General features: G+C 44.0%; 21 protein-coding genes and 1 pseudogene. 12 read left to right on the top strand and 10 right to left on the bottom strand.

Annotation, left to right across the window (positions count from 1 at the left end; translation table 11 throughout):
• Window positions 1-65: 65 nt before the first annotated feature.
• The 5 genes from BCU07_RS12290 to BCU07_RS12270 form a co-directional block, all read right to left on the bottom strand.
• Entirely contained in the window at window positions 66-992 is a 927-nt protein-coding gene (locus BCU07_RS12290; RefSeq protein ID WP_102428564.1) for an amino acid ABC transporter permease, read from the bottom strand.
• A gap of 138 nt (window positions 993-1,130) precedes the next feature.
• Window positions 1,131-1,940 carry a transporter substrate-binding domain-containing protein gene (locus BCU07_RS12285; RefSeq protein ID WP_017062665.1) on the bottom strand — a complete coding sequence of 270 codons (810 nt, stop codon included), beginning with the start codon at window positions 1,938-1,940 and terminating at the stop codon, window positions 1,131-1,133.
• A gap of 12 nt (window positions 1,941-1,952) precedes the next feature.
• Window positions 1,953-2,750, bottom strand: coding sequence for an amino acid ABC transporter permease (locus tag BCU07_RS12280; protein WP_102428563.1), 798 nt, complete (start codon window positions 2,748-2,750; stop codon window positions 1,953-1,955).
• The gene (locus tag BCU07_RS12275; protein ID WP_017078274.1) at window positions 2,750-3,496 is read right to left on the bottom strand and encodes an amino acid ABC transporter ATP-binding protein; all 747 of its coding nucleotides are present in this window, start codon (window positions 3,494-3,496) and stop codon (window positions 2,750-2,752) included. The genes BCU07_RS12280 and BCU07_RS12275 overlap by 1 nt, the downstream gene beginning before the upstream one ends.
• 225 nt (window positions 3,497-3,721) lie before the next feature.
• A complete protein-coding gene (locus BCU07_RS12270; protein ID WP_102333484.1) occupies window positions 3,722-4,870 on the bottom strand; it encodes an iron-containing alcohol dehydrogenase in 1,149 nt (382 codons plus the stop codon).
• 193 nt (window positions 4,871-5,063) lie between these two features.
• On the opposite strand from BCU07_RS12270, the gene BCU07_RS12265 reads away from it, so the two are divergent.
• From BCU07_RS12265 to BCU07_RS12240, 6 genes are all read left to right on the top strand, one after another.
• Window positions 5,064-5,948: an AraC family transcriptional regulator gene (locus BCU07_RS12265; protein WP_102428562.1), complete on the top strand. Its 885-nt coding sequence runs from the start codon at window positions 5,064-5,066 to the stop codon at window positions 5,946-5,948.
• A gap of 569 nt (window positions 5,949-6,517) precedes the next feature.
• Entirely contained in the window at window positions 6,518-7,765 is a 1,248-nt protein-coding gene (locus BCU07_RS12260) for a RidA family protein (protein ID WP_017064467.1), read from the top strand.
• A gap of 213 nt (window positions 7,766-7,978) precedes the next feature.
• Entirely contained in the window at window positions 7,979-8,335 is a 357-nt protein-coding gene (locus tag BCU07_RS12255; protein ID WP_102333486.1) for a hypothetical protein, read from the top strand.
• Window positions 8,336-8,429: 94 nt separating this feature from the next.
• Window positions 8,430-8,579, top strand: coding sequence for a hypothetical protein (locus tag BCU07_RS12250; RefSeq protein WP_198599055.1), 150 nt, complete (start codon window positions 8,430-8,432; stop codon window positions 8,577-8,579).
• Between the two features lie 118 nt (window positions 8,580-8,697).
• A complete protein-coding gene (locus BCU07_RS12245; RefSeq protein WP_017062657.1) occupies window positions 8,698-9,162 on the top strand; it encodes an acyltransferase in 465 nt (154 codons plus the stop codon).
• 69 nt (window positions 9,163-9,231) lie between these two features.
• Window positions 9,232-9,750, top strand: coding sequence for a GNAT family N-acetyltransferase (locus BCU07_RS12240; protein ID WP_102428561.1), 519 nt, complete (start codon window positions 9,232-9,234; stop codon window positions 9,748-9,750).
• A 116-nt stretch (window positions 9,751-9,866) separates the two neighbouring features.
• On the opposite strand, the gene BCU07_RS12235 is transcribed toward BCU07_RS12240, so the two are convergent.
• Complete coding sequence (locus BCU07_RS12235) at window positions 9,867-10,313, bottom strand: DUF417 family protein (protein ID WP_017108085.1); 447 nt, start codon at window positions 10,311-10,313, stop codon at window positions 9,867-9,869.
• Between the two features lie 281 nt (window positions 10,314-10,594).
• On the opposite strand from BCU07_RS12235, the pseudogene BCU07_RS12230 reads away from it, so the two are divergent.
• Window positions 10,595-10,956 (top strand): annotated as a pseudogene (locus BCU07_RS12230) (RidA family protein).
• A 128-nt stretch (window positions 10,957-11,084) separates the two neighbouring features.
• On the opposite strand, the gene BCU07_RS12225 reads toward BCU07_RS12230, so the two are convergent.
• Entirely contained in the window at window positions 11,085-12,671 is a 1,587-nt protein-coding gene (locus tag BCU07_RS12225; protein ID WP_017062653.1) for a BCCT family transporter, read from the bottom strand.
• Between the two features lie 476 nt (window positions 12,672-13,147).
• Here BCU07_RS12225 and BCU07_RS12220 point away from each other — a divergent pair, with 476 nt between their 5' ends.
• Both BCU07_RS12220 and BCU07_RS12215 read left to right on the top strand, forming a co-directional pair.
• Window positions 13,148-16,315, top strand: a complete 3,168-nt coding sequence (locus tag BCU07_RS12220) for a chitinase C-terminal domain-containing protein (RefSeq protein ID WP_017065692.1) — start codon at window positions 13,148-13,150, stop codon at window positions 16,313-16,315.
• Window positions 16,316-16,588: 273 nt separating this feature from the next.
• Window positions 16,589-18,052, top strand: coding sequence for a sensor domain-containing diguanylate cyclase (locus BCU07_RS12215; RefSeq protein ID WP_102333489.1), 1,464 nt, complete (start codon window positions 16,589-16,591; stop codon window positions 18,050-18,052).
• 135 nt (window positions 18,053-18,187) lie between these two features.
• Here the strand turns inward: BCU07_RS12215 and BCU07_RS12210 are convergent, their stop codons facing one another.
• Window positions 18,188-18,442, bottom strand: a complete 255-nt coding sequence (locus BCU07_RS12210; protein ID WP_017068159.1) for a YgjV family protein — start codon at window positions 18,440-18,442, stop codon at window positions 18,188-18,190.
• Between the two features lie 268 nt (window positions 18,443-18,710).
• Between BCU07_RS12210 and BCU07_RS12205 the strand changes: the two genes are divergently transcribed.
• The 3 genes from BCU07_RS12205 to BCU07_RS12195 all read left to right on the top strand — a co-directional run bounded on the left by BCU07_RS12205 (window position 18,711) and on the right by BCU07_RS12195 (window position 21,130).
• Window positions 18,711-19,298, top strand: a complete 588-nt coding sequence (locus BCU07_RS12205) for a DUF4136 domain-containing protein (RefSeq protein WP_102333490.1) — start codon at window positions 18,711-18,713, stop codon at window positions 19,296-19,298.
• Window positions 19,299-19,476: 178 nt separating this feature from the next.
• The gene (locus BCU07_RS12200; protein WP_017064476.1) at window positions 19,477-20,661 is read left to right on the top strand and encodes a D-alanyl-D-alanine carboxypeptidase family protein; all 1,185 of its coding nucleotides are present in this window, start codon (window positions 19,477-19,479) and stop codon (window positions 20,659-20,661) included.
• Between the two features lie 175 nt (window positions 20,662-20,836).
• Window positions 20,837-21,130 carry a YkgJ family cysteine cluster protein gene (locus BCU07_RS12195; protein ID WP_080582263.1) on the top strand — a complete coding sequence of 98 codons (294 nt, stop codon included), beginning with the start codon at window positions 20,837-20,839 and terminating at the stop codon, window positions 21,128-21,130.
• Between the two features lie 166 nt (window positions 21,131-21,296).
• Here the strand turns inward: BCU07_RS12195 and BCU07_RS12190 are convergent, their stop codons facing one another.
• Together BCU07_RS12190 and BCU07_RS12185 are read right to left on the bottom strand one after the other, a co-directional pair.
• Window positions 21,297-22,973 (bottom strand): RluA family pseudouridine synthase, encoded by a 1,677-nt coding sequence (locus BCU07_RS12190; RefSeq protein ID WP_102333491.1) that lies wholly within the window; start codon window positions 22,971-22,973, stop codon window positions 21,297-21,299.
• A 150-nt stretch (window positions 22,974-23,123) separates the two neighbouring features.
• Window positions 23,124-23,744 carry a glutathione S-transferase family protein gene (locus tag BCU07_RS12185; RefSeq protein ID WP_017064479.1) on the bottom strand — a complete coding sequence of 207 codons (621 nt, stop codon included), beginning with the start codon at window positions 23,742-23,744 and terminating at the stop codon, window positions 23,124-23,126.
• Window positions 23,745-23,750: the final 6 nt, after the last annotated feature.

Below are 23,750 nucleotides of genomic sequence, written 5' to 3'. Positions count from 1 at the left end.
TCAATCAGGTGAAATGGGTAAGGGTGATGAATAGCTGGGCGAGTCGGTACTTCTTATTAATGACGTTACTGATGGTTAAGGTAAGCACTAGAACGTTGCTCAATCACTTTGAACAGACGCGAAAGCACAAAGCATAAAGCAAAATATACGAAGCCTACAATCAGCCAGATCTCGAAGATCAAACCGGAAGAGTTCGCCATTTCAGTGCCAACAAATGTCATCTCTTGAATCGAAATCAGGGATACAATCGAGGTATCTTTTACTAGAGAAATTGCCTGACCTGCTAAAGGCGGTGTGATGGCCGTTAATACTTGCGGGCCAACCACAAATCGATACTTAGACAACGCCGATAAGCCGAGTGAATCGGCCGCTTCCCATTGCCCTTTAGGAATACTTTCTAAGCCAGCTCGAATCACTTCTGCGATGTAAGCCGAAGAGAGCAAACCAATACAGATAACACCAGACGCCAAGTTTTCCCAAAGGTTAGCAGGACCAAACAGAAAGGCTTGAACAGCGTTAATCTCGCCGTTGTGTTCACGTAAGATACTTTCTAAACCAAGTAATGGAATCAGTTGGTTAGAAACGAAGAAATAGAATATGAAGACAAAAACCAGTGGTGGAATATTTCGAACCAGTTGGATAAAAATCAGTGCAGGCGTACGAAAGAAAGCAATTTTAGAGTGCCTAGCAACGCCAAGTAATGTGCCAAAAGAGAGTGCTAAAACCATGCTCCAAACACTCAAGCGCAGTGTCGCGATCAAGCCTTGGAAAAAGTAAGGAATATTGCCTTGAGAAGGCGGAATGAAAATCAGGGTAAACGCATCTTCCCAGCGCCAATGGTAGTTAATACCAACAGCGGAACGATAATAAAGCCAACCTGCGAACGCGAAAATGATCGCAAACAACACTCCATCTAATAGATTGAGGCGTTGATACCAAGGCTTCGTGTGAAGGTTGGGCTTGGGCGTTGATAATGCGCTAGTACTACTCACGTCATTCCTGTTTAAACAATGATAATTAATATGCTGTGAGAGTGGCTATGAGTTTATAGCTATCTCGGGTGTTTCTTAAAAGACAGTACCAGCAAGGTACTGCCTTGATTGGTTCTTTAGCGTCTAATTGGCAGTTGATTACTGACCTTGAGCAATCTGGTCTTGCCAATCTAGAGTAGAGAACCAGTACTCGTAACGCTCTTTCAACCAACCGTCTTCAGTACGTGCTTTGATCCACTCGTTGAAGAATTCTGTCTTGTCAGTTTCACCTAGGCGAACTGCAAATGCTTCATTACCTTTTGATAGGCGTTCTTCGAATGGAATAAATAGCGTGTCTGCGTTTTTAATCGCTTCATGTTCTGGTTTCGGGCTAGACGCGATAACTGCGTGCGCGTTGCCGTTTAACACTTCTTGGAATGCTTGAGCATCGTCATCGAACTGTAGAACTTTCGCTTTAGGGAAGGTTTCACGAGCCACTTGAACTGTGAACGCACCACGACGCGCAGCGATTTTTACACGGCGAGAATCAAAATCAGAGATTTGTGTATAACCTTCTGCTAGCTCTTTATTCGCCGCCAGTTGGACGCCGGAGTGCGAGTAAGGTTCAGTGAACAATACGCTTTTAGCGCGAGCTTCAGTGATAGACATACCGCCAATGATTACATCAAACTTGTTCGAAAGTAGAGAAGGGATGATGCCGTCCCATGCCGTAGGAACGAACTCGACTTTCCAACCCGAATCTTCGGCAAGGCGTTTCGCCACGTCGATTTCAAAGCCAACAAGATCGCCTTGTTTGTTACGCATCGCCCAAGGAACAAACGTCGACATACCAACGCGTAGAGAGCCGCGTTCGTTGATTTTGTCTAGGTTAGGCGTTTCAGAAGCAAGAGCAGGCAAACTGACGGCAAGCGCAAGTAGGGCTGTAATTGCGGTTTTAAATAGCTTCATGCTGATAAATCCTTATTGTGTTCGCCAGTTAGCTCCGAGCTTATGCTCAAGCCAAGCAGCAACGGCAGAAAGTGAAAGTGTAAGAGCAAGATAAATGATCGCCACAGAGAACCAAATCTCGAATGGCATCGCGGTTTCAGAAACAATGTTTCTGGCTTCAGTCGTCAGGTCAAAAATAGCCATGACACTCACAATTGAAGAGTTTTTAATAAGAGAGATCACTTCATTGGTCAAAGGTGGCAAGGTGCGTTGCACCACCTGAGGAAGAATCACATCCCAGTAAGTATAGGTCTTTGATAAGCCCAAGGATTGAGCTGCTTCAAATTGTCCTCTCGCAATACCATTTAAACCAGCACGAAATATCTCGGCGGTGTAAGCGCCTTGGAAAAGTGCCAAGGCTAAAACGGCAGTACTAAAGCGATCGAGCCCTAATACGGGGCCAAATACAAAATAGAGCAAATAAATTTGTACTAATAACGGCGTGTTACGAATCAACTCAACATAGCTGGTGGCTAAGGTGCGTGCAACCACAGAATTTGAGTTTCTCAATAGCGCCGTCGTTAAGCCGATGATCAGTGTCGCGACCAAAGAAATCAGAGAGATATTGATGGTAACCAGTAGCCCTTCAACTAACTCTGCAGGCCACCATTCACCATCTTCATAGAAAGCAATATAGTCCGGCACACGCTCCCACTGCCAGCTGTATCCCATGGTTTGAGCGCCAGAATCGAGAATCCAAACAACAGCAGCCACCAGTACAACAATCTGTACCAAAGCAGATAGGGCGGGTTTAATAATTCGAATCAACATCAATAAGTCAGGATCTGATTTAGGAACGCTTGAGTACGTTCATGTTGAGGGTTTTCAAAGAGCGCTTGTGGCGTATTCGATTCCACAATTTGTCCTTCATCCATGAAGATAACGCGGTCGGCCACTTGTTTCGCAAAGCCCATTTCGTGGGTCACACACACCATGGTGATACCTTCGCTCGCCAGTTCAACCATCACGTCGAGCACTTCGTTGATCATCTCCGGATCAAGCGCTGAAGTCGGTTCATCAAAAAGCAGTAATTCAGGCTTCATGCACAGCGAACGGGCGATAGCTACACGTTGTTGTTGACCGCCAGAAAGTTGCACTGGGTATTTGTTGGCTTGTTCAGCGATGTGTACGCGCTCGAGATAGTGCATTGCAATCTTCTCGGCTTCTCGTTTGCTTTTTTTCAGCGTACGAATCGGCGACAGAGTTAGGTTTTCAAGCACGGTAAGATGGGGGAATAAATGAAAATGCTGAAACACCATTCCGACTTGGCCTGGTGTGTTAAATTTACTCGGAAGTACTTGTTCTAACACGCAAAGCTCGCCACTTTCGAAAGGTTCTAGCTGATTGATACAACGGATTAAGGTTGATTTACCCGAACCTGATGGCCCGCAAATCACCACTATCTCTCCTTGTTCAATATTTAAATCGATATCCTTTAGGGCATGAAAATCACCATACCACTTGTTAAGTGACTTAAACTTAACCATTTCCTTGAGATTGTTCAAATCGTTGTTCATACCTAGTAAAGAGACAGGTTTACCTTACCAATATAGAAATCTGAATGCACATAAAATTAAGGACTTATGAGAATTTAATAGCATCTTGTAGGGCAAATTAAAAAGCAGCGCCCAAAATGAACGCTGCTTTGTTTGTACGAAAGAAATAAGTAATGGGTTCAGTCAGATGTAAAAAATCATCTTTGTGTGACCATTGTCTTTGCTTTCTCTCTACTTTAGCAATTCTTAGTGAATCGCAGACTCTAAAATCTCACGCGTTTTCTCTGGCGTGATTGCTTGGTTTTCGCCAAGTTGCAGGTAACCGTGTGATTCAAGTTGAGCGACAACATTGTCAATCGCCGTTGCTTTGTTTGTTTCGTAGCCGTCGAACATGGTTGCTACGTCTAGGCTGTGGTAGAACGCTTCGATTGCAGCGATTGTGCGTTCTGCTAAATCAGCACCCGCTTCTAGGCCAAATACGTTACGACCCATTTGCTCTAGCTTGCCGCGCTTCGCTTCGATTTGGTTACGAAGTAGTGAAGGTTGAACAATCGCAAGCGAACGTGCGTGATCTACATGCCATAGTGCAGTGAATTCGTGGCCAATCATGTGAGTTGCCCAATCTTGAGGAACACCTGTACCAATCAGGCCGTTAAGCGCTTGGTTTGCTGTCCACATTAGGTTTGCACGCCATGCATCGTTGTCACGCTCGTCGTATTGCTTACCCAGTACAAGTAGGTTCTTAAGCAGTGTTTCTGCGTAACCGTCTTGAACCATTGCGTCTGTTGGCATCGTGATGTATTGCTCACATACGTGAACCCACGCATCAACTAATCCGTTGATCAGCTGGCGCTCAGGTAGAGACTTCATTACATCTGGGTCCATAACCGCAAACTTAGGCTGTACTGCAGGGTTAAGGAAAGCAAGCTTCTCTTGAGTCGCTTTACGCGTGATTACCGCGCCCATGTTAGATTCAGAACCTGTCGCAGGAAGCGTCAGCACCGCACCGATTGGCGTCGCTTCAGTTACTTGGTGTTTGCCCGCTAGAATGTCCCAACCGTCGCCGTCGTATTTAGCCGCTGCAGCAACGTATTTAGAACCGTCGATTACCGAACCACCGCCAACAGCGATAATGAACTCTGCGTTTTCTTCTTTAACAAGAGCGACTGCTTTGTCTAGCGTCTCTTTGGTAGGGTTTGCTTCAACGCCAGAGAACTCAATCCAAGAGTGATCTTTTAAAGCTTCTACAACTTGGTCGTAAACACCGTTGCTCTTGATTGAACCGCCACCATAGATGACCAGTACTTTCTTCGAAGTATCAACCGCTTGGCTGATAGCGTTGATTTGGCCTTGGCCGAAATGGATAACAGTAGGGTTAACGTAAGTAAATTGCATCAGAGATTCCTTGTGTAAAGCGAAATTTGTTATTTTGGTTTATTGCTCAATTTCTATATTTGCATATTAGTACAGTAATCTAGGTCAATGAAGAGCTGTTCCTCCAAATAAATTGCCTATTTCTACAAACTTGATATTCTTTTTGGGCTTTTGTGCAAATACACTCCGCACCTTGAATGGAATATCGCCAGTTATGAATACACTCGCTCAGTTAATGCAGTCTTACGTTGAACACAAAGGTTGGGATGATCTTGAAGGGATCAGAGAAACAGAAATTGACGGCGTGTGGTTATATAGAAGCAGCGGTGGCAATCAGCGTCAGCCTTTTACTTACCAATCTGGCATCATAATGCTGGGGCAAGGAAAAAAGAACATCTATATTGGCGAACGCCCAGTAACTTACGCAGCAGGTGATTATCTTGTGGTGGGTGTGCCAATGCCGTTAGAGTGCGAAGCCTTGCCTGTTAATGGTGAACCATTGCTTGGCTTGTCGATTAGCATTGATTCTCAACGCTTGCATAGCTTAGTCAAAAAGCTCGAAGATCAAGGCTTCTTAGAGAGCTACTGCAATAAGCACAAACAGAATTCTAGCGGCTTAGAATCCACGCCGATGGAAGAGCAAATGCTAGAAAGTTTTACTCGATTGGTGAAAATGCTGCATTGCGACATCGAAGCCAACATATTGGGTGATGCCATGGTCAGCGAAATTGTCTACCGTGCCTTAACCGGTTCAGAAGGGCGAGTGCTGTTTGATTTGGCCCATCATGACGGCCATTACGCACGTGTCGCCAAAGCGCTGTCTAAAGTGCATGAAGAGTACGACCAAACCATCACCGTTCAATCGCTTGCTGACGAAGCCAACATGAGCGTGTCTGCCTTCCACAATGCATTCCGTAATGTCACCTTTGAATCACCTCTTCAATACTTGAAAAAGGTTAGACTTAATAAAGCCAAAGAGCTGATTCAACTAGAAGGCCTTCGTATTAGTGATGCTGCACGTCGAGTCGGTTACTCCAGCCCATCTCAATTTAGCCGCGAATTTAAGCGCCACTTCAATACTACTCCAAGAGCGGTTTAGTTCTTCTTTCAACGAAACTATGTGTTGAGAGCTATAATGCCAAAAGCTATGGTGACGATTGCTCATATTTGTTGAATTATATGAGTAAATGTATCTAATCATAGGCATTGTCAGATTGTAGGTATTTGATTCTCGAATATATTATTAACGTACTTATATAAAATAAGCTCTCGAAAATAATTAATTAAATAGCCTAAGAGTTTATGCACAGGTATAGGGGAGAAACTCACTAACTTAGCTATTAACGAAGTTTTAGTGTGAACAACCTATCAAACTGCATCTAAATTTCGTAAATTACTTATCACACTACTTGAGAGAGTATTCAGGATTATTGAATAGTTTAAAAATTAAAGAGAATTTAGCAGTTGATAAAGCCGAATGTGACGGATATTTAGTCGTGTGATGACTAATTATTCTGTAACTTGCTGATTTATAGTCACCTTAGAGTCTGACGGGTATCACGTTTACCCTAAAATAATTCACTTAACATGGCGCTACTTTAATCATTCTTCCAAATACGATTGTTAAATATAAATACGTATACCTATTTTATTTAAAGGATAATACCGATGAGTAGCGATATCATTAAAATTTCAAGAAACACTGAAAACGCACCAATTAATTCTGTATCTACACAAACGGTCGCTTTTTCTCATTATAATAACTTTTCTGCTCAACTTCCGATTGACCCTAAAACGGGTGAAATAGTCATCGGTGATATTAAAGATCAAGCAGCACAATGTTTGAATAATATTAAAGCGATTGTTGAAAGCATCGACCATGTTATGGATGATGTCGTGAAGATTAATGTTTTCGTTAAGAATATTTCTGATATCGATGCTATTGATGAAGTTTACAAAAACTTCTTCCACAACAGCCTTCCAACACGCACTGTCGTGGGTGTCACTGCACTGCCAAGCAGCGATGCGCTGGTTCAAATGGATGCTCTCATTTCTAACGGTGAAGGCACTAAACCACAAGCTCCTTGCGCGCTAATTAAGGTCTCAAGAAATACGGATAACGCACCTCAAAGTGCTGTGTCTACGCAGACTGCAGCCTTTTCTCACTACAACAATCTTTCAGCTCAGTTGCCTATAGATGTAGCCACAGGTGAGTTGGTTGATGGTGGTATCAAAGCGCAAACAGCGCAATGTCTATCAAACATTAAAGCTATTTTAGAAAGCATCGGACACGTCATGAATGATGTGGTTAAAACGACTATCTACCTAAAAAATATCGCAGATGCGGAAGTGGTAAATGAAGTATGTGCTAAATTCTTCCCAAGCTACGTTCCTGCTCGTACTGTTGTTAACGCAGCTGAATTACCAATGGGTGCTTTAATTCAAATTGATACATCCATTTCACATGGCGACGGTACACCGCCGCAATTACCAGAAGACACTCGCTTACTGGTTATTGAAACCAATAATACTGTTTCTGCACCATTCATGCCTTATTCGCATACTGTTGCTTTCTCTCACTACAATCATATTTCAGCCCAATTACCTTTAGATCCGAAAACAAATGAAATCGTTGCTGGCGGGGTAAAAGAACAAGCGGAACAATGTTTAAACAATATTAAGGCGATAATTGAAAGCGTTGACCATAGCATGGACGATACGGTGAAAATTAATATTCAACTTAAGGATATTTCAGATATTGATGTGGTAAACGAAGTCTACACCACATTCTTTAATGCTGAGCTGCCTGCAAGAACGGTAGTAGGGGTTTCAGAAATCCCAATGAATGCTTTAGTACAAATTGATGCTGTCGTTTCTAACTGTGAAGGGACACCTCCACAAGACGTTGTTGCATAAATCAATTGAACCCTTCTCGATAATATCGATCAGATCTCGGTTTAGCTTCCAAATAGGGAGCAAACTCAACAGGCCGAGATCTGATCCGTTCACTTCATTACTCAAGTCCATCTAAGCGACACACCTAAGCTTATCCCGTAAACATGGTATTTATAAGGTTGAAGTGTTTTAATATGAAAAACAGACGCTTAACGTAATAAAGAAAACCAGTTTATGCAATTTCGAGCCATTTTACTGCTATGCCTTACCCTAATAGGGTGTTCGTCCAATCAAGAGTTGGTACCCGACCCAACAACCATCACGCTATTTTATGGTGATACATCCATCGCCGCAGGTGTTTTAGAGGATAAAACATTCAATTCAGTCCTTGCCGATAGGGTTGAAAGCGTTACGTTTTCGGGCTCAATATCAAAGAAAGAGTCTGGCTATTTTGTCGATATGTTAGTGATTCGAGAAACAAAAGAGCCACGTTCAACACGACAGCTTAACACCTCGCTTCTAATGAAACCGGGAGAGTTAGTAGATGTTGGCGGCGTGAATAACGATGTGTTCAGGGTAATCCTCGAGTAACAAAAATAAAGTGTTTAATTAATCTGATTTTTTGCTTTACCTCAACCTAACTTCAAGTCTTAAGCTTCTCTTACTGATTAAGAAGGAGCTTATTATGCAAAATAACTACATAAAAGAACTCGCCGTTAAAACTTACCAAGAAGACCTTCAAAAAGAGTACGTTAGATCTAAAGCTCAGCCATTCCACGCCCCAAGTTTTATCGGTGGGGTGCTGTTGTCACTTGTGCTGGTAGGACTGTTTTAATTTATGCAGAATTTCTGATCCATTGCCAACTCTCAACATATCTATTTGCTGCACTTTAATGGCTACGGCACAATCTCTTAGGTTGAATTGTGACGCTAATGTCGAGAGGAAGTGAAGTATGGCAAGTCCAAGAGTATTAAAGTCACAGATTACTGATATTACCTGTGGCGAGAATGTCACTATCATCGAGCCAAGTAACGTTTATGGCTGTGAGCTTAAAGATGATGTGTTCGTTGGCCCCTTTGTTGAGATTCAAAAGAACACCGTGATAGGTGCGAGAAGCAAGATTCAATCTCACACCTTTATCTGTGAGTATGTGACCATTGGAAGTGACTGCTTTGTTGGTCACGGAGTCATGTTTGCCAACGACTTATTCAAAGAGGGCAAGCCAGATCCTAATCCTGAAAGTTGGGGGCGTACCTTGATAGCTGACAACGTCACGATCGGTTCTAACGCTACGGTTCTGTCTGTCAGCATTTGCGAAGGTGCAGTAATCGGCGCGGGCAGTGTGGTAACGAAAGACATCACCGAAAAAGGTATCTACGCAGGTAACCCAGCCAAGAAATTGAGAGGTTTACCGTAACCGTATTAATAAGCCGTGGTTCATGAATCATAAGGTGCGGCTTTTTAGGGAAACATTAGAGTATTTGTCATGGATGTATTTTTACACTTACTTCAACCGAATGACGCGAGTGCGCTTTTGGATTTTGAGGTCGAAAATCGAGAGTGGTTTGAGCAATTTATTCCAGTTAGGGGTGATAGCTTCTATTCAAATGCAGGTGTGACCGAGCAAATCACCAGCTTTCTAACTGAATACGAGAATGGTGAGATGATTCCTATGTTGATCAAAGACGCCAATGGCACTGTCTGTGGAAGAATCAACATCCGCGATATCGACCAGATCGCCCATAGTGGAGAGCTAGGGTATCGAGTAGGTCGTTCCTTTGCTTCAAAAGGCATTGCGTCTAACGCAGTAAAGCAGTTTCTACTCTATTTGGAGGAACAGACCAACCTTAAATATGTTGATGCCTATGCGTTAGTGGACAATATCGGTTCCAACAAAATCTTATCCAATACCGGTTTTGAATTGGTCGAGTATGTTGAGAGCTACGCGGTGTTTAAAGGAGAACATCAAGATGCTCATTATTATCGTAAGGTTTTAGCTGACTAGGTGACTATCAGTGCCTTATACATTAGAAGCTGGCAGCGTCCTTCTAGCAAGCTTCGAGCCTTTATTTTCAAGGTTTAAGGTTACTTCTAGGGTTATGGCCACTTCTAGTTATACAGTTACTTCTGAGGTTTATTGCGTTCGATTACGCTAATTGCGATTGCCAAAAACAGGATGTCTTTCACTAGGAAGAAGTTAGTGACTAAGATGCCATCCGATACTTTCCAAGCGTTTGGCGTTGTAATCAGGAAGCTGAGTGTCACAACAAAGATAGCCGCTGCAGCAATGCCTGAGTAGAAGGCAACTGTCGGTTTCTTAAATCCAACGATCAGTCCAATCGCGACAATGATCTCCGCGCCACCCACCATGTTAGACACAGCTTGGACTGAGAACAGATTGTAAAGCCAGTTCATTGCAGGATGGTTTGCGATTAAAGGCTCGATAAGCATTGCTTCGGTTGGCGTAAACTTGTAAATACCAATCCAAGCTAACACCAACGCTACGCCAATCACGCCTAGGTTATATCCCACATTACTCTGTTTTAAATCATAGGTTTGAACATGCATAAAAGTACTCAATTTAATAAACTCCCTGAATATGACCGCAATAGCTCAGATTAAATTTCGCATTGAGAATAATAATTAATATATTTATCTAAAAACTTAATAGGTAGCGACTTATTGTCTCGATAGGAACTCAAAGGCTAGTGATGTTGAGAACCAAAGCAATGGGTAGGCGATAGTGCTGTTCAAAAGGTAACGCGAGCTTTCTAATTTTTGTTTTCAATATTCATGATTTGGATTAGATTACGCTGATGTTCACCCTAATTATAAGAAGAGTATAACCAGTGAAAATTCATAGAATTAACCCGACCAAACGTTGGTCTGATGTAACTGTTTTTAACGGTATTGCAAGCTTTGTGGAAGTGGCAGAGACGGATACAACAGCAGGAATTAAGAGTCAGGTTCAGCAAATCTTCGAACAAGCCGAAGAAATGATGAGTTTGGTAGACAGCGACAAATCTCGCGTATTGTCAGTGACTATTTATCTCACGGATTTCGCTAACTTTGATGCACTCAATGAAGTTTGGGAAGCGTGGTTCCTGAAGGCTGCGCGCCAAGCCGTGCATGCGTGAAAGCAGAACTTGCTAATCCTGAGCTACTGGTTGAGATGTCGTTTATGGTTGCTGCGGGTGAAAAGTTTCAATAAGCCGAACTATCGATTGAAATAAGCTTCGTAGATAGAAGTAACGAACAGATAAAACAAAGCCACTCAGGTGAATCACTTGAGTGGCTTTTTAGTGTTCTACGCTACCCGAAACTAAATCGGGTCAGGTATTAAGCGATACCTTGATCTCTTGCCATCTGCTTCGCGATCTTCGGCGCGTGCCATAGACACGGGAGCAAGATAAACGATACCGGAACCGCTGTGATTACAATGAACGACTGTAGAGCGGAGATGCCGCCTGAACCCATCGAGATAAGTGTGATCGCTACCGCACCCATGATGATACCCCAGAAGGTACGTACCGCTGCGTTTGGCTCTGTCGTACCCGTCATTACCACACTGATTGTGTAAGTCATTGAGTCACCTGTTGTCACGATGAACGTGGTCGTCAGGATCAGGAACAGAATTGCAATCAAAGTCGGGAACGGCAGTTGAGCGGTAATTGCTAGAAGAACCGCCGGAAGGTTGAAGCCTTCGAACGCACTAGAGATCACACCTGGGTTCTCTAATTCAAACGCTAGACCACTACCACCAACGATGCTGAACCAGAAACACGTTACAAGCGGTGCAACGATGCTAATAGAAACGATCATTTGGCGAATAGTACGGCCACGTGAGATACGAGCAATGAAGATCGCCATCATTGGGCCATAACCTAGGAACCAACCCCAGAAGAATACCGTCCAGCCACCTAGCCATGCTGTATCTTGGCGGTATAGCGCCATTGGGATGAAGTTATCAACCATTTCGCCCATACCTTGCAGGTAGCCATCAACGATGAAGCTCGTTGGGCCAACAAGAAGGATGTAGCCGATTAGACACACAGACAAGATGATGTTGTAACGGCTTACCAGTTGGATACCTTTGTTCACGCCGCTCAAAGCAGAAAGCGTGTACATTGCGATAGCAAAGATAATAACAACACTTTGAGTTGCAAAGCTGTCTGAAATGCCAAACAGTTCGCTCAGTGCGTAGCTGATTTGTAGGCCAAGGAAGCCGATAGGGCCGATAGTACCTGCGGCTACAGCCACGATGCTGCATGCGTCGACAACGTTACCAACCCAACTGTTAATCGCTTTGTCGCCAAGTACTGGGTAAAGCAGAGTGCGAGGCTTAAGAGGAAGGCCTTTGTCGTAATGCAAGTGCATTAACACGATGGAAGACAAACCACCTAAGATTGCCCATGCAAGGAAACCCCAGTGCATGAAAGATTGTGATAGAGCATTGAACGCCATCGCTTGAGGATCTGCGTTGCCATACAGTGGCGGAGCTGAAACAAAGTGAGCAATAGGCTCTGCGGCTGCCCAGAACACCCCACCGCCGGCTAGCAGCGTACATAGGACGATAGACATCCATTTAAAGGTGGTCATTTCAGGTAGGGCAAGCGTTCCTAAGCGAACGTGGCCAGTGCGACCTAGTGCAAGCACTAAACCGATAATGAAGTTGAGAAGTAGTAGGACTTGCCAGAAAGCACCGAACCATTTAGTTGAATAACTAAAGCCGATGTTTACAAGTTCGGACAACACGGAGGTGTTGGTGAAGGCTAGGATGACAAAGAGGGTTAAAAAACTGCCACTAAGCCAAAAGACTGGGTTTCCGAGTTCCAGCTTTTCACCCAAAGATTGAGCTTTATTGAAATCGATAGAAGTAGATTCTGCGTTGATGTTTTCGTTGGCGACTTGCGTCAAGTTGGACATTATTTCTTCGCTATATTTGGCTCTTTCGAGCCTATGTATTTCTCCCACACTTGCATTGGAAATGTGAGGTTCGTCAAAAAAATCCGCGATACTACCACAATTGTTAAGAAAAAGTGGGCAAATTTAGAAAAGAAATCAGTTCTACGGCGAAATCAATCCCTTTTGGTTAGTTTTAAAACGAAATTTCAGAACGAACAAATAAAGCAGATATGAATAGAGTTTTGTAATTAAGAATACGAATTAGGCGATATTTTTTAGCGTACCGAAATAAATTTAATATTAGTTGTTCGTGCAAAATAAGTGTCGACTCATTGCATGCTATAAACAAATTAATGCGAGTCATTTTATAAATATCGAATATTTTAGGTGTTAAATTGGCACTGTTACCTACAGTTGTTTTGCGAAGAGATTTAAGTGATGAGAAATATGACACTTAAATTAAGCATCTTGAAACAATAACTTAAGGGACAGCTAACATGCACCTAAACCAAGGAAGAGTGGCCAAGAAAGTTTTTACACTCAGTACTCTCACCGCGTCATGCTTAATGGCGTTCAACAGCTACGCGGCTGTGGATTGTTCAACGTTAGAAGCGTGGGATTCCGCCACGGTGTACACCGGTGGTGATCAGGTTTCACATGACGGCAGCGCGTACTCAGCGAATTACTGGAATCAAAATAACAACCCGAGCCAATTTGAGGGTGACTATGCACAATGGAAAAAGATTGATGTGTGTAGTGGCGGCGGAGGTGGCGGTACGCCAAATGAAGTACCAACGGCTTCATTAACGGCACCCTCTGCTTCTGACGTGATTACTGAAGGCGATAATGTTGTATTGAGTGCAACAGCACTAGATTCTGATGGCAGTGTGGCTTCGGTTGAGTTCTTTGTTGATGGCGCATCTGTTGCGGTAGTCACAGCGGCACCTTTCGAAGCGACTTGGGCTGCAACGTCGGGTAATCATCAGGTTTCTGTTGTTGCAACGGATAATGAAGGCGCAGCAAGTGTTGCAAGTGCGGTTTCTGTTTCTGTTGATTCAGCACAACCAGGGAATGAAGCACCGACAGTTTCAGTTGCACTTTCAGTGACATCTGTTGATGTTGGTGGTGTAGTCACACTGACAGCAACGGCAGCAGATAGCGATGGCACGGTTGATAAGGTTGATTTCTACGTAGCGGGTGCTCTTGTGGGCACTGCTGCAACGAGCCCTTACACGTTAGATTACACAACAACTCAAGCGGGTTCTTTAGCGGTTTACGCGAAAGCAACAGACGACCAAGGTGCGACTGCAGATTCTGCGTTGGCATCTTTGACCGTGAACGGCGCTCCAACAGTGAGCACATGTCGCCCTGATGGCTTATATCAAACTCAAGGTGTCGATGTTCCTTACTGTACAATTTACGATGATGAAGGCCGTGAGAAAATGGGCGCAGACCATCCCCGTCGTGTCATTGGTTACTTCACAAGTTGGCGTGCAGGGGATGACCCACAAGCTGCTTACCTAGTAAATGATATTCCTTGGGAACAACTCACACACATTAACTACGCTTTCGTGAGCATCGGTTCAGATGGTAAAGTAAACGTCGGTGATGTAAACGATCCAAATAACGCAGCGGTTGGTAAAGAGTGGCCGGGTGTGGAAGTTGATCCGGCATTAGGCTTCAAAGGTCACTTCGGTGCATTAGCGACAGCGAAGAAAAAACACGGCGTGAAAACGTTAATCTCAATCGGTGGTTGGGCTGAAACAGGTGGTCACTTCGCGACTGATGGCAGCCGCGTGGCTGATGGTGGTTTCTACACCATGACGACCAATGCTGATGGTTCTATCAACCATCAAGGTATCGAAACATTCGCGACTTCAGCGGTCGAAATGCTGCGTAAGTACCAGTTCGATGGTCTAGATATCGATTACGAATACCCAACTTCTATGGCTGGCGCAGGTAACCCATACGACAAAGACTTCATGGAGCCGCGTCGTCAATACCTGTGGGCGTCGTACCAAGTGTTGATGAAAGTGCTACGTGAGAAGCTCGATGCGGCGTCTGCGCAAGATGGCAATCACTACATGTTAACGATCGCAGCGCCTTCTTCTGGTTACCTATTACGCGGTATGGAAACATTCGATGTAACCAAGTACCTCGATTACGTAAACATCATGTCTTACGACCTTCACGGTGCGTGGAACGATCACGTAGGTCATAACGCAGCCTTGTTTGATACGGGTAAAGATTCAGAGCTAGCGCAGTGGAACGTATACGACACGGCGGCTTACGGTGGTATTGGTTATCTGAACACGGATTGGGCTTACCATTACTTCCGTGGTTCTATGCCAGCAGGCCGTATTAACATCGGTGTGCCTTACTACACTCGTGGTTGGCAAGGCGTAACGGGTGGTGAGAATGGTCTTTGGGGCCGAGCAGCACTGCCAAACCAATCTGAATGTTCAGCGGGTACGGGTGAAGGCGAGAAAAACAACTGTGGCCATGGCGCTATTGGTATCGACAACATGTGGCACGATACCGATCCAAAAGGTAACGAAATGGGCGCGGGTTCTAACCCTATGTGGCACGCGAAGAACCTAGAGAAGGGTATTTGGGGCTCTTACGCTGAAGCTTACAAGCTTGATCCTGTGAATGATCCTTCAGATGTTCTAACGGGCACTTACACGAGAAACTACGACAGTGTGGCGGTTGCCCCTTGGTTGTGGAACGCAGAGAAGGGCGTATTCCTTTCAACAGAAGATAAACAGTCTATCGACGTGAAAGCGGACTACGTTATCGACAAAGAGATCGGCGGCATTATGTTCTGGGAACTAGCAGGGGATTATAACTGTTATGTTCTCGATGCGAATGGCAACCGAAGCTCTATCGATACGACTGAGCAAGCGTGTAACAGCGGTAACGGTGAGTTCCACATGGGTAACACCATGACGAAAGCTATCTACGATAAGTTTAAGTCTGCAACACCATATGGAAACAAAGTAGCGACGGGTGCTATTCCAACAGAAGCGCTAGATATCGCGGTATCGGTTGGTGGCTTCAAAGTCGGTGACCAAAACTACCCAATCAACCCTAAGATCACGTTCACGAACAACACAGGGCAAGCTCTTCCGGGTGGAACTGAGTTCCAATTCGATATCCCAGTATCTGCACCTGATAACGCGAAAGATCAATCGGGTGGTGGTTTGACCGTGATTGCTTCAGGTCATACTCGCGCGGATAACATCGGTGGACTAGATGGAACCATGCACCGAGTGGCGTTTACGTTGCCGACATGGGAAGAGCTTCCTGCTGGCGGTGTGTATGAGTTAGACATGGTGTATTACTTGCCAATTTCTGGCCCTGCTAACTACGCGGTGAATGTCGGTGGCGTTGATTACGCGTTTAGCTTCGAGCAGCCAGATCTACCATTAGGTGATATCAGTTCAGGTGGCGGTAACCCTGGCGATGGTGGCACCAATCCAGGTACATGTGATACGGCAGGTTTAGCGGTTTACCCAGACTTACCTCAGAAAGATTGGGCGGGTAATCCAAGCCATGCAAACACAGGTGACCAAGTGGTTCACAACGGCAGTATTTACCAAGCAAACTGGTGGACAAGTTCTGAACCGGGCAGTGATGGTAGCTGGACTCAGGTTTGTTCTTAATCTAACGCTAGATTATGTATTCATAGATAACGAATGAGAATGATTTTAAGTTTATTTATCAATACCTTAGTTTGATTTAAATACATGACTGAAGCGTAAAATTAAAACGCCGAACTGAATCCAGTTCGGCGTTTTTGCTATAAGTCACAGATTGCGTATAGAAACCTCTCAGAATATCGACACTCGTTCAGTAAAAAAGATAAGTATGATATAAAACAGTCTGCCTATAACAAAAAATAGCGTTACCTAAAATTAGAAAGCTATGGGGTAATCTTGAAAGTCAGACGTAAATACATTCTTAGTTTCTCAATTGTGCTGGCCGTAGTTTCTCTGATCCTCTCTGCTGTTCAATTCAACCGGACGAAAGAATCATTATTAGATTCCAACCAATTCTTCTTTCGTACTATTGTGAACGCGAGTTACGACATCGTAGACACCACAGTCAACGAAGCGATCAAAACCTATCTAAAAGGTGTGACTGATACCGTCGCCTCTCACGCACTGCGTGTCTCTCCAGAACAAGAAGTTGAAGAAGTCATTCGAATTGCCAACGAATTGGTGATTGGAGAGTCTGGTTATATCTACCTGATGTCACCACAAGGTATTCATCTATATCACCCGTTTTTACAAGGGAAAAATCGCGCGCATTTAACCCATATTCAACAACAACTGAGCTTACAGTCTGGAATGACCCAATACTCGCACGCCAATCCACATGAAGTTGGCAAGCGTGCGAAGGTCGCATATTCAGTGAGGCTACCGAGTGGCAATACATTGGTGGCGACCACCTATAAAGATGAACTGATGTACCTGGTTGATCTCGAAGCACTTAAAGACAAATTGAGAAAGTACTCGTATGGCGATAGTGGCTATGTATATATCGTTGATTTACAAGGCACGTTAGTCCTTCAACCTAACTTTGAACACGAGCACTTAAAAACCTTGATTGATGACTCTTCAGAGTTGCTTATCGATAAAGTCGTCGATGAACCTGAAGGTCACTTTAGTTACTCTATCTCTACGGCAGATGGCACGACGAGTAAAAACATCTTCTACAAGTTTTATCCGTATCTTAATTGGGTTATTTCTGCTGGTGTCTTAGAACAAGAGCTCAACAAGAACCACAGCTTATTGTTGGCAAGTTTGATGACGTTGGTTGTTAGTCTACTGAGTATCATTGTTGTTCTGGTGCTTTACCTGCGGCATCGTCATCTCAAAATATTGGATGTTGCGAGCCTCGATTACCTCACAGGCCTTCCTAGCCGACGGAGTTTTATCGAGCAGCTAAAACTGAAAATTACTCAAAGGTCGCCTTATCCGCTAACAAATGTCGGTGTCATTTTGCTGGATATTGACCATTTCAAGCGGGTGAACGATCAATATGGTCATGCTCAAGGCGATAGGGTTATCTGTGAGGTCGCAAAATCACTGAAGAGATTTGTTAACCGTCGTCGTTTGATTGCACGCTATGGCGGTGAAGAGTTTATTTTGGTGACGTTTGATTGTGATGAACATGAGTTATTCGAATTATCAGAGGCGTTACGGTTATGTGTTGAGCAACTTCAAGGCTTAGTGTCGCCAGTAACAATCAGCGCTGGTTGTTGCCATGCTCAAGCACTGACTGACATTGAAACCGCTATCGATAAAGCCGACAAAGCGCTTTATCAAGCAAAAGAGAGTGGACGTAACAACACTCAAGCGTATCGAGAGAACGAATATCACGTTGCTTACATGTGATCGGTTGAAAGCCTCATTGAATTGAAAAGTTTTGTTCACACAAATCGAGCTCTTGAGAACGACAAACACAAAAAAGCCCAAATAGATCGCTCTATTTGGGCTTTTTCAGAATTATTTGAAAGGCTAATCGTTAATTTAAGCTTTCGCTGCTTTCATCGCTTCCGTTTTTTTTTCCTTTTGCATTTTTGCAAGGAAGTAGATGTTTACACAAGCGATAAAGCCGTTGGTGGCTGCAACTGGCCATGCGTCAATCATGATGCCGTATGCTGTGAAGAGTGCACAGCCAATAAAGTTAAGGACACGCAGACGAACGATATCTTTCATTGTTAATGAAATTGCGACCATAATAGACGCAGCGTAACCTAAAATTTCAACCATATTGAATTCCATTGTTTGACCCTCTTAAATTTGCCGATACTTTGTCGGTACCAATTCTTCTCTTCATGAGATGATTGAGGAAGCTCCGTGCCTCGAATGGTCTGGTTTTGTTTAACGGGGAGAACTATACCAACTCTGTTTTTGTGATTAAACCCCCAAAACAGACAGAGGTGAAGGTTAGCGATTACGCAAACGTTTAATGACCTTTCTATTAACATAATTACTATTTATGTTGGAGGTTGAATTGATAGTTATTCTTATATAGGTAAGGAAGCCTCGAATGATAAAACGATCCATTTGTGCAACAAAAAGCATAAAAAAAGCAGCACTATTGGCTTTGATGGCTATTGGGCTGACCGCATGCTCTACGCAAGAAATACCACCCACACACAATTATGGTGTGGTCACTAGCGGTGACTTTGGTTTCATGAAACACGGCGTGATGACGTACTCCTGGCACCCTGAGTCAGAAAAGGTTTACCTTTCTCAAAAATACGATGAAACCGTGGTAACCGATTTAGTGCGTGATTCGATTCAAGAACAGCTCTCAAGTAAAGGTTATCAGTTAAAGCAGGATGGTGTCGGTGATGTTGTTGTAGGCTTTGGATTAGCGGAAGAATCGGAACTGAACGATGAGTCTATCTTCGATGCGATTAAGCTATTTACTGGTGTGCCATTTTACGATGGTGAAGGTAAAGTCGCGGAGAAAGGGTCGTTGTACATTGCGTTTTTCGTACCTAACTCAGAGGTCGTACAATGGCAAGCATTAGCACAGTCTGGCATCCAACCTGATTTAGAGCCAAGCGAGAGCAAACAGCGTATTACTGGCTTTGTTGAAATGTTATTTAGACGCATGCCTGAGCGATAGCATTAGGCGTTGAATGCATTCGTGGAGTAAATATTAGTTGTGGAAAATATGGTCAGATCGCAGATTATACTTTTTTATTTGTAACGAATGGTACAAATACGTAAAGCAACGTAAAGTTCGCGCTTCTTTTGCTAGCATTTGTCTATACTGCTCAAAACGTTAACTTAGGTTTGATTCAATGAAACTGTTTTCCAAATACTCTCTCCCTCTATTAAGTATATTCATTGTAAGTAACGCCGCGATGGTAAGTAATGCAGCTATCGCAGCACCTTCTATAGTACCAAGCCCACCTAGCCTAGGCGCAAAAGGGTATGTGTTAATTGATTTTAATTCTGGTGATGTGCTGGTAGAAAAAAACGCACATACGAAGTTAAACCCAGCAAGCTTGACCAAACTGATGACCAGTTATGTGGCAGGTCAAGAGATGAAGCGAGGCAACATCTCTGCTGATGATCAGGTACGAATCAGTGAGAACGCGTGGGCGAAGAACTTCCCAGACTCTTCAAAAATGTTCATCGAAGTAAACACCGATGTAGCAATGATGGATCTTTATCGTGGCTTGATTATTCAATCCGGTAATGATGCTAGCGTTGCGATTGCAGAGCATGTTGCAGGCTCACAAGATGCATTCGTTGACCTGATGAACTCTTGGGCTACCTCTCTGAAGCTAGAAAACACCCATTTTGCCAATGCACATGGTTTGGATGCAGACGACCTCTATTCGACTCCTTACGATATCGCGTTACTCGGTCGTGCCATTATTCGTGATTTACCGGATGTGTATGGCTTATACAGCGAACGCTCTTTCAGTTACAACGGCATCACTCAACATAACCGTAATGGCTTGTTGCGTGATAGAAGCTTAACCGTTGATGGCATGAAAACGGGCTACACCTCTGGTGCTGGCTACAGTTTGGCGAGTTCAGCGACACAAGGTGAGATGAGACTTATCGCGGTTGTGATGGGCGCATCAAGCGTTAAGAGCCGTGAATCAGACAGCAAACAGCTGTTGAGCTACGGTTTCCGTTTCTTCGATACACTAAACCCGCATAAAGGCGGCGATCAAGTGGCTGAAGAGAAGGTATGGTTTGGTGAGCAAGACACATTGAAATTAGGTGTGGCAGAAGACACGTTCATTACGTTGCCTAAGTCAGACAGTAAAAAGCTGACTGCATCTATCGAGCTTAACTCTGAACTGAAAGCGCCAATTGCAGAAGGTCAAACTCTAGGTGTGGTTCATTACACCGTTGATGGCGAAGATGTTCAAACTCAGCCTTTGATCGCGCTTGAAGCGGTTGAACAGGGCGGTTTGTTCAAACGTTTAATAGACTACGTTAAGCTGTTCTTCGCGAGCCTGTTCTAAATAGAGCCTGTGGCGATAAGCCGCGCTGAAAAGTCGAAATATTATGGGTGTTGTGAGTGAATCACAGCGCCCTTTGTTATTTCTACATCAATGAAAACGCCGCGCCGCACTATCTTTATTAGCCGTAGCGGGCGGTTTCGATTACTATACGCAAAATTTAGCAGTGTAGTCACTTATGACGATAGATATAAAGAACGTAACCGAACCCGAAGTAACCTGTGCAAATTGTCAGGCATGCTGTTGTCGTTTAGAGGTTATGATCATCACAGATACGGGCGTACCTGAAGAGCACATCGCTTATGATGAATGGGGCGGTGAAACCATGAAGCGCTTAGACGACGGCTGGTGTTCTGCGGTAGATAGAGAAACACTGATGTGTACTATCTACGAAAACCGACCATGGATCTGTCGCGAGTTCGAAATGGGCTCTTTCGAATGTGTTGACCAGCGCAAAGATGTGATGGGCTAGGCGTCTGCAGTATTGAACTCAGTAACTAAAGTACGCTAATGAACTGTGATAATCACATTAAAATTAAATATCAGGGTTCTATACCTTAAGCAGTTGTAGAACCTTGATGCGTTTTATGAGATCAAATATTGAGTGAGATAAGAGTCTTAGCTCGATAAGTTAGAGTTTAGAACTCGGAAGGCACTTCAAACTCCATCCATTCACCGGTTGTCGGGTGAATCAACTTTAAGTAGCCAGCGTGCAGGTGTAAGCGCTCGCGTTTGTATCCGTATAAGTCGTCACCACGAATAGGTACAGCAAGCCCTAATGGATGAGCACAGTGCACTCGCAGCTGGTGGGTTCGCCCTGTTTTAGGGTACAAGTGAACCTTGGTTTTGCCATTGTGAGTGCTAACCACTTGCCAATGGGTCTCTGCATTTCGGCCGTGTTGGTGACAAACCAGTTGTCTTGGTCTGTCCGTGATGTCGCCGCGCAAAGGAAGGCTGATATTGCCAGATTCGCCCGTTATCTCGCCATCTAACAAAGCGGTGTAGCGTTTCTCTACGGTTCTATTAATGAACTGCTTCTGAATATGCTTGTTTGATTCCGCCGTGAGCGCCAAGATCAACAAACCTGACGTCGACATATCCAACCTATGGATAATCAAAGGACCAGTCGCATCCGGGTAACGCGCTTTTATGCGGGTATAAACTGAATCTTCGATGAACTTACCGGGAACCGACAAGAACTCTTCTGGCTTATTGACGACTACGATTTCATCGTCTTCATAAACAATATTAAAAGACTTACCAACCGCAGGGTTCACGATAAGCGGGTTATCTTCTAGCTCTATGCCACTTAACTGGTGTTCGAGGATCTCAAAGCTTTTACTCTGACAAACAGGGTAGAGGTTTGCGTGTTGTCGAATGATGTCTGTAGGCGGTAATCCCCACCAAAATTCAGACAAAGCTAACGGCTTGAACCCGTGTTCAAAGGCGAAGTTAAGCAGCTTTGGTAGGCAGCAGTCACCAGAGCCTTCAAGCGCGTCTTTACCATCGAGCAACTCGAGTAAATTCTTAGATTGCTTGGCTTGATTGATAAAGCGATAGTGAGAGAGGCGTTGAGTTTCCAACTGTTGTGAAACTGCTTGGTGATCTTGCTTACGGTTTTTCAGTTCGCTTTCAATCAAATCAATTTGTGATTGGCGCTCTGCGATCTTCTGTTTCCACTCAATACGAAGTGCTTTTAGGTCACGTTTCTCTTGGCTACTTTGATTGCCCAGTTGTTTGAGCAAATTCGCCGCTGACTCTAGATTCCCTAATGCTTTTTCTTGATTGGCTTGTTCTCTGAGTTCGTTACGCTGAGCTTTGTTTGCGGCCATTGCTAACTGAAAGGCTTCGATAGCTTTTGCTGATTCGATTTTTAACCCTTCAAGCTCGGCCAATAATGTGTCTAGATTGTGCGACTGTTGCAGCTTTTCAATGTCGTCCGAGAGCTGCAATTGTCGAGCAAGGTTCGCACTGTTTTGAGATTGAAACTGTTTTGAATCGAAGGCTGGTGGAACAAAGTGAATGTTGTTTAACTGAGAGACCAAAGCCGGATCTAACTGCAAGCCTGAAAACGCAGAAAGGTAACCTAACCCTTGTGTGGTTGGATTCTGAACAAGAAGCACAGCGTAGAGATTACCTTGCGAGGTTTCATTCACACCACAGTCGACAAGTGATTGCTGAAGCTGCAGCATAGCGAATTCACACACAGGGTGCGGGGTATAGTAATACGGAAACGTAAAACGAGTCGGTAGCGCTAAATCGACATTCGTGTTTGCTAGGTGCAGAGGTGTGTATTGAGCGACGTTTGTTGGCATTAAGATCAAACTCTATGGCTGTTCAGTTAGAGTTCGGTATTGTTGTCGAAATGAAGACAAATGAGAAGCCAAAGCAGAAGATAAATCGGCTTTGGCTTCATTTAGTTTCTTGTGTTTACTCTAGCAAGCACGTGTTTGAGTGAAACTCGATCAGTTCGAGTGTTCTAGCTCTACTTGCTCAGCTTTTTGGTAAGCAGGGTGGCTCTTTAAAAGTTCACCGTATTTAGCGATGTTAGGGTAAAGCGCAGTTGCACCAAAGTTACCAACGATTTCTACGATGAACGACATCATAAAATCTGCACCTGTTAATGTGTCTGCAACCAAGTAGGTTTTACCTTCAAGTGCATTATTCACGTAAGTTAAGATCTTTTGGTTTTCATCGTCTGCATAACCGCCTAGGAAGTTAGTTTCGCAGCCGTCCTTCATTACAAAGATCTTAAGCAGCATTGGCAAAATACCTGAACTCTCAGCGAAGTGAAGCCATTGCGAATACTCAACGTAGTTTGCGGTGCCGCGTGTAGGTGCGAACTTACCCTGACCGTATTTGTCGATTAGGTATTCCGTGATAGCACCAGATTCAGTGATCACGACGCCATCGTCTTCAATGACAGGAGATTTACCCAATGGGTGAATGGATTTGAGTTCTGGTGGTGCAAGAAAAGTGACACTGTCTCGTTGGTAGGGTTTGATTTGGTAATCTACCCCAAGCTCTTCCAATAGCCAGATGATGCGCTTTGAGCGCGACTTATTCAGGTGATGCAAAGTAATCATGATTCT

Source organism: Vibrio sp. 10N.261.54.E10, from assembly GCF_002877735.2.
Taxonomy (GTDB): Bacteria; Pseudomonadota; Gammaproteobacteria; order Enterobacterales; family Vibrionaceae; genus Vibrio; species Vibrio crassostreae_C.
Note: the sequence above shows the minus strand (reverse complement) of the source record. Positions and strands in the feature narration are given on the sequence as shown.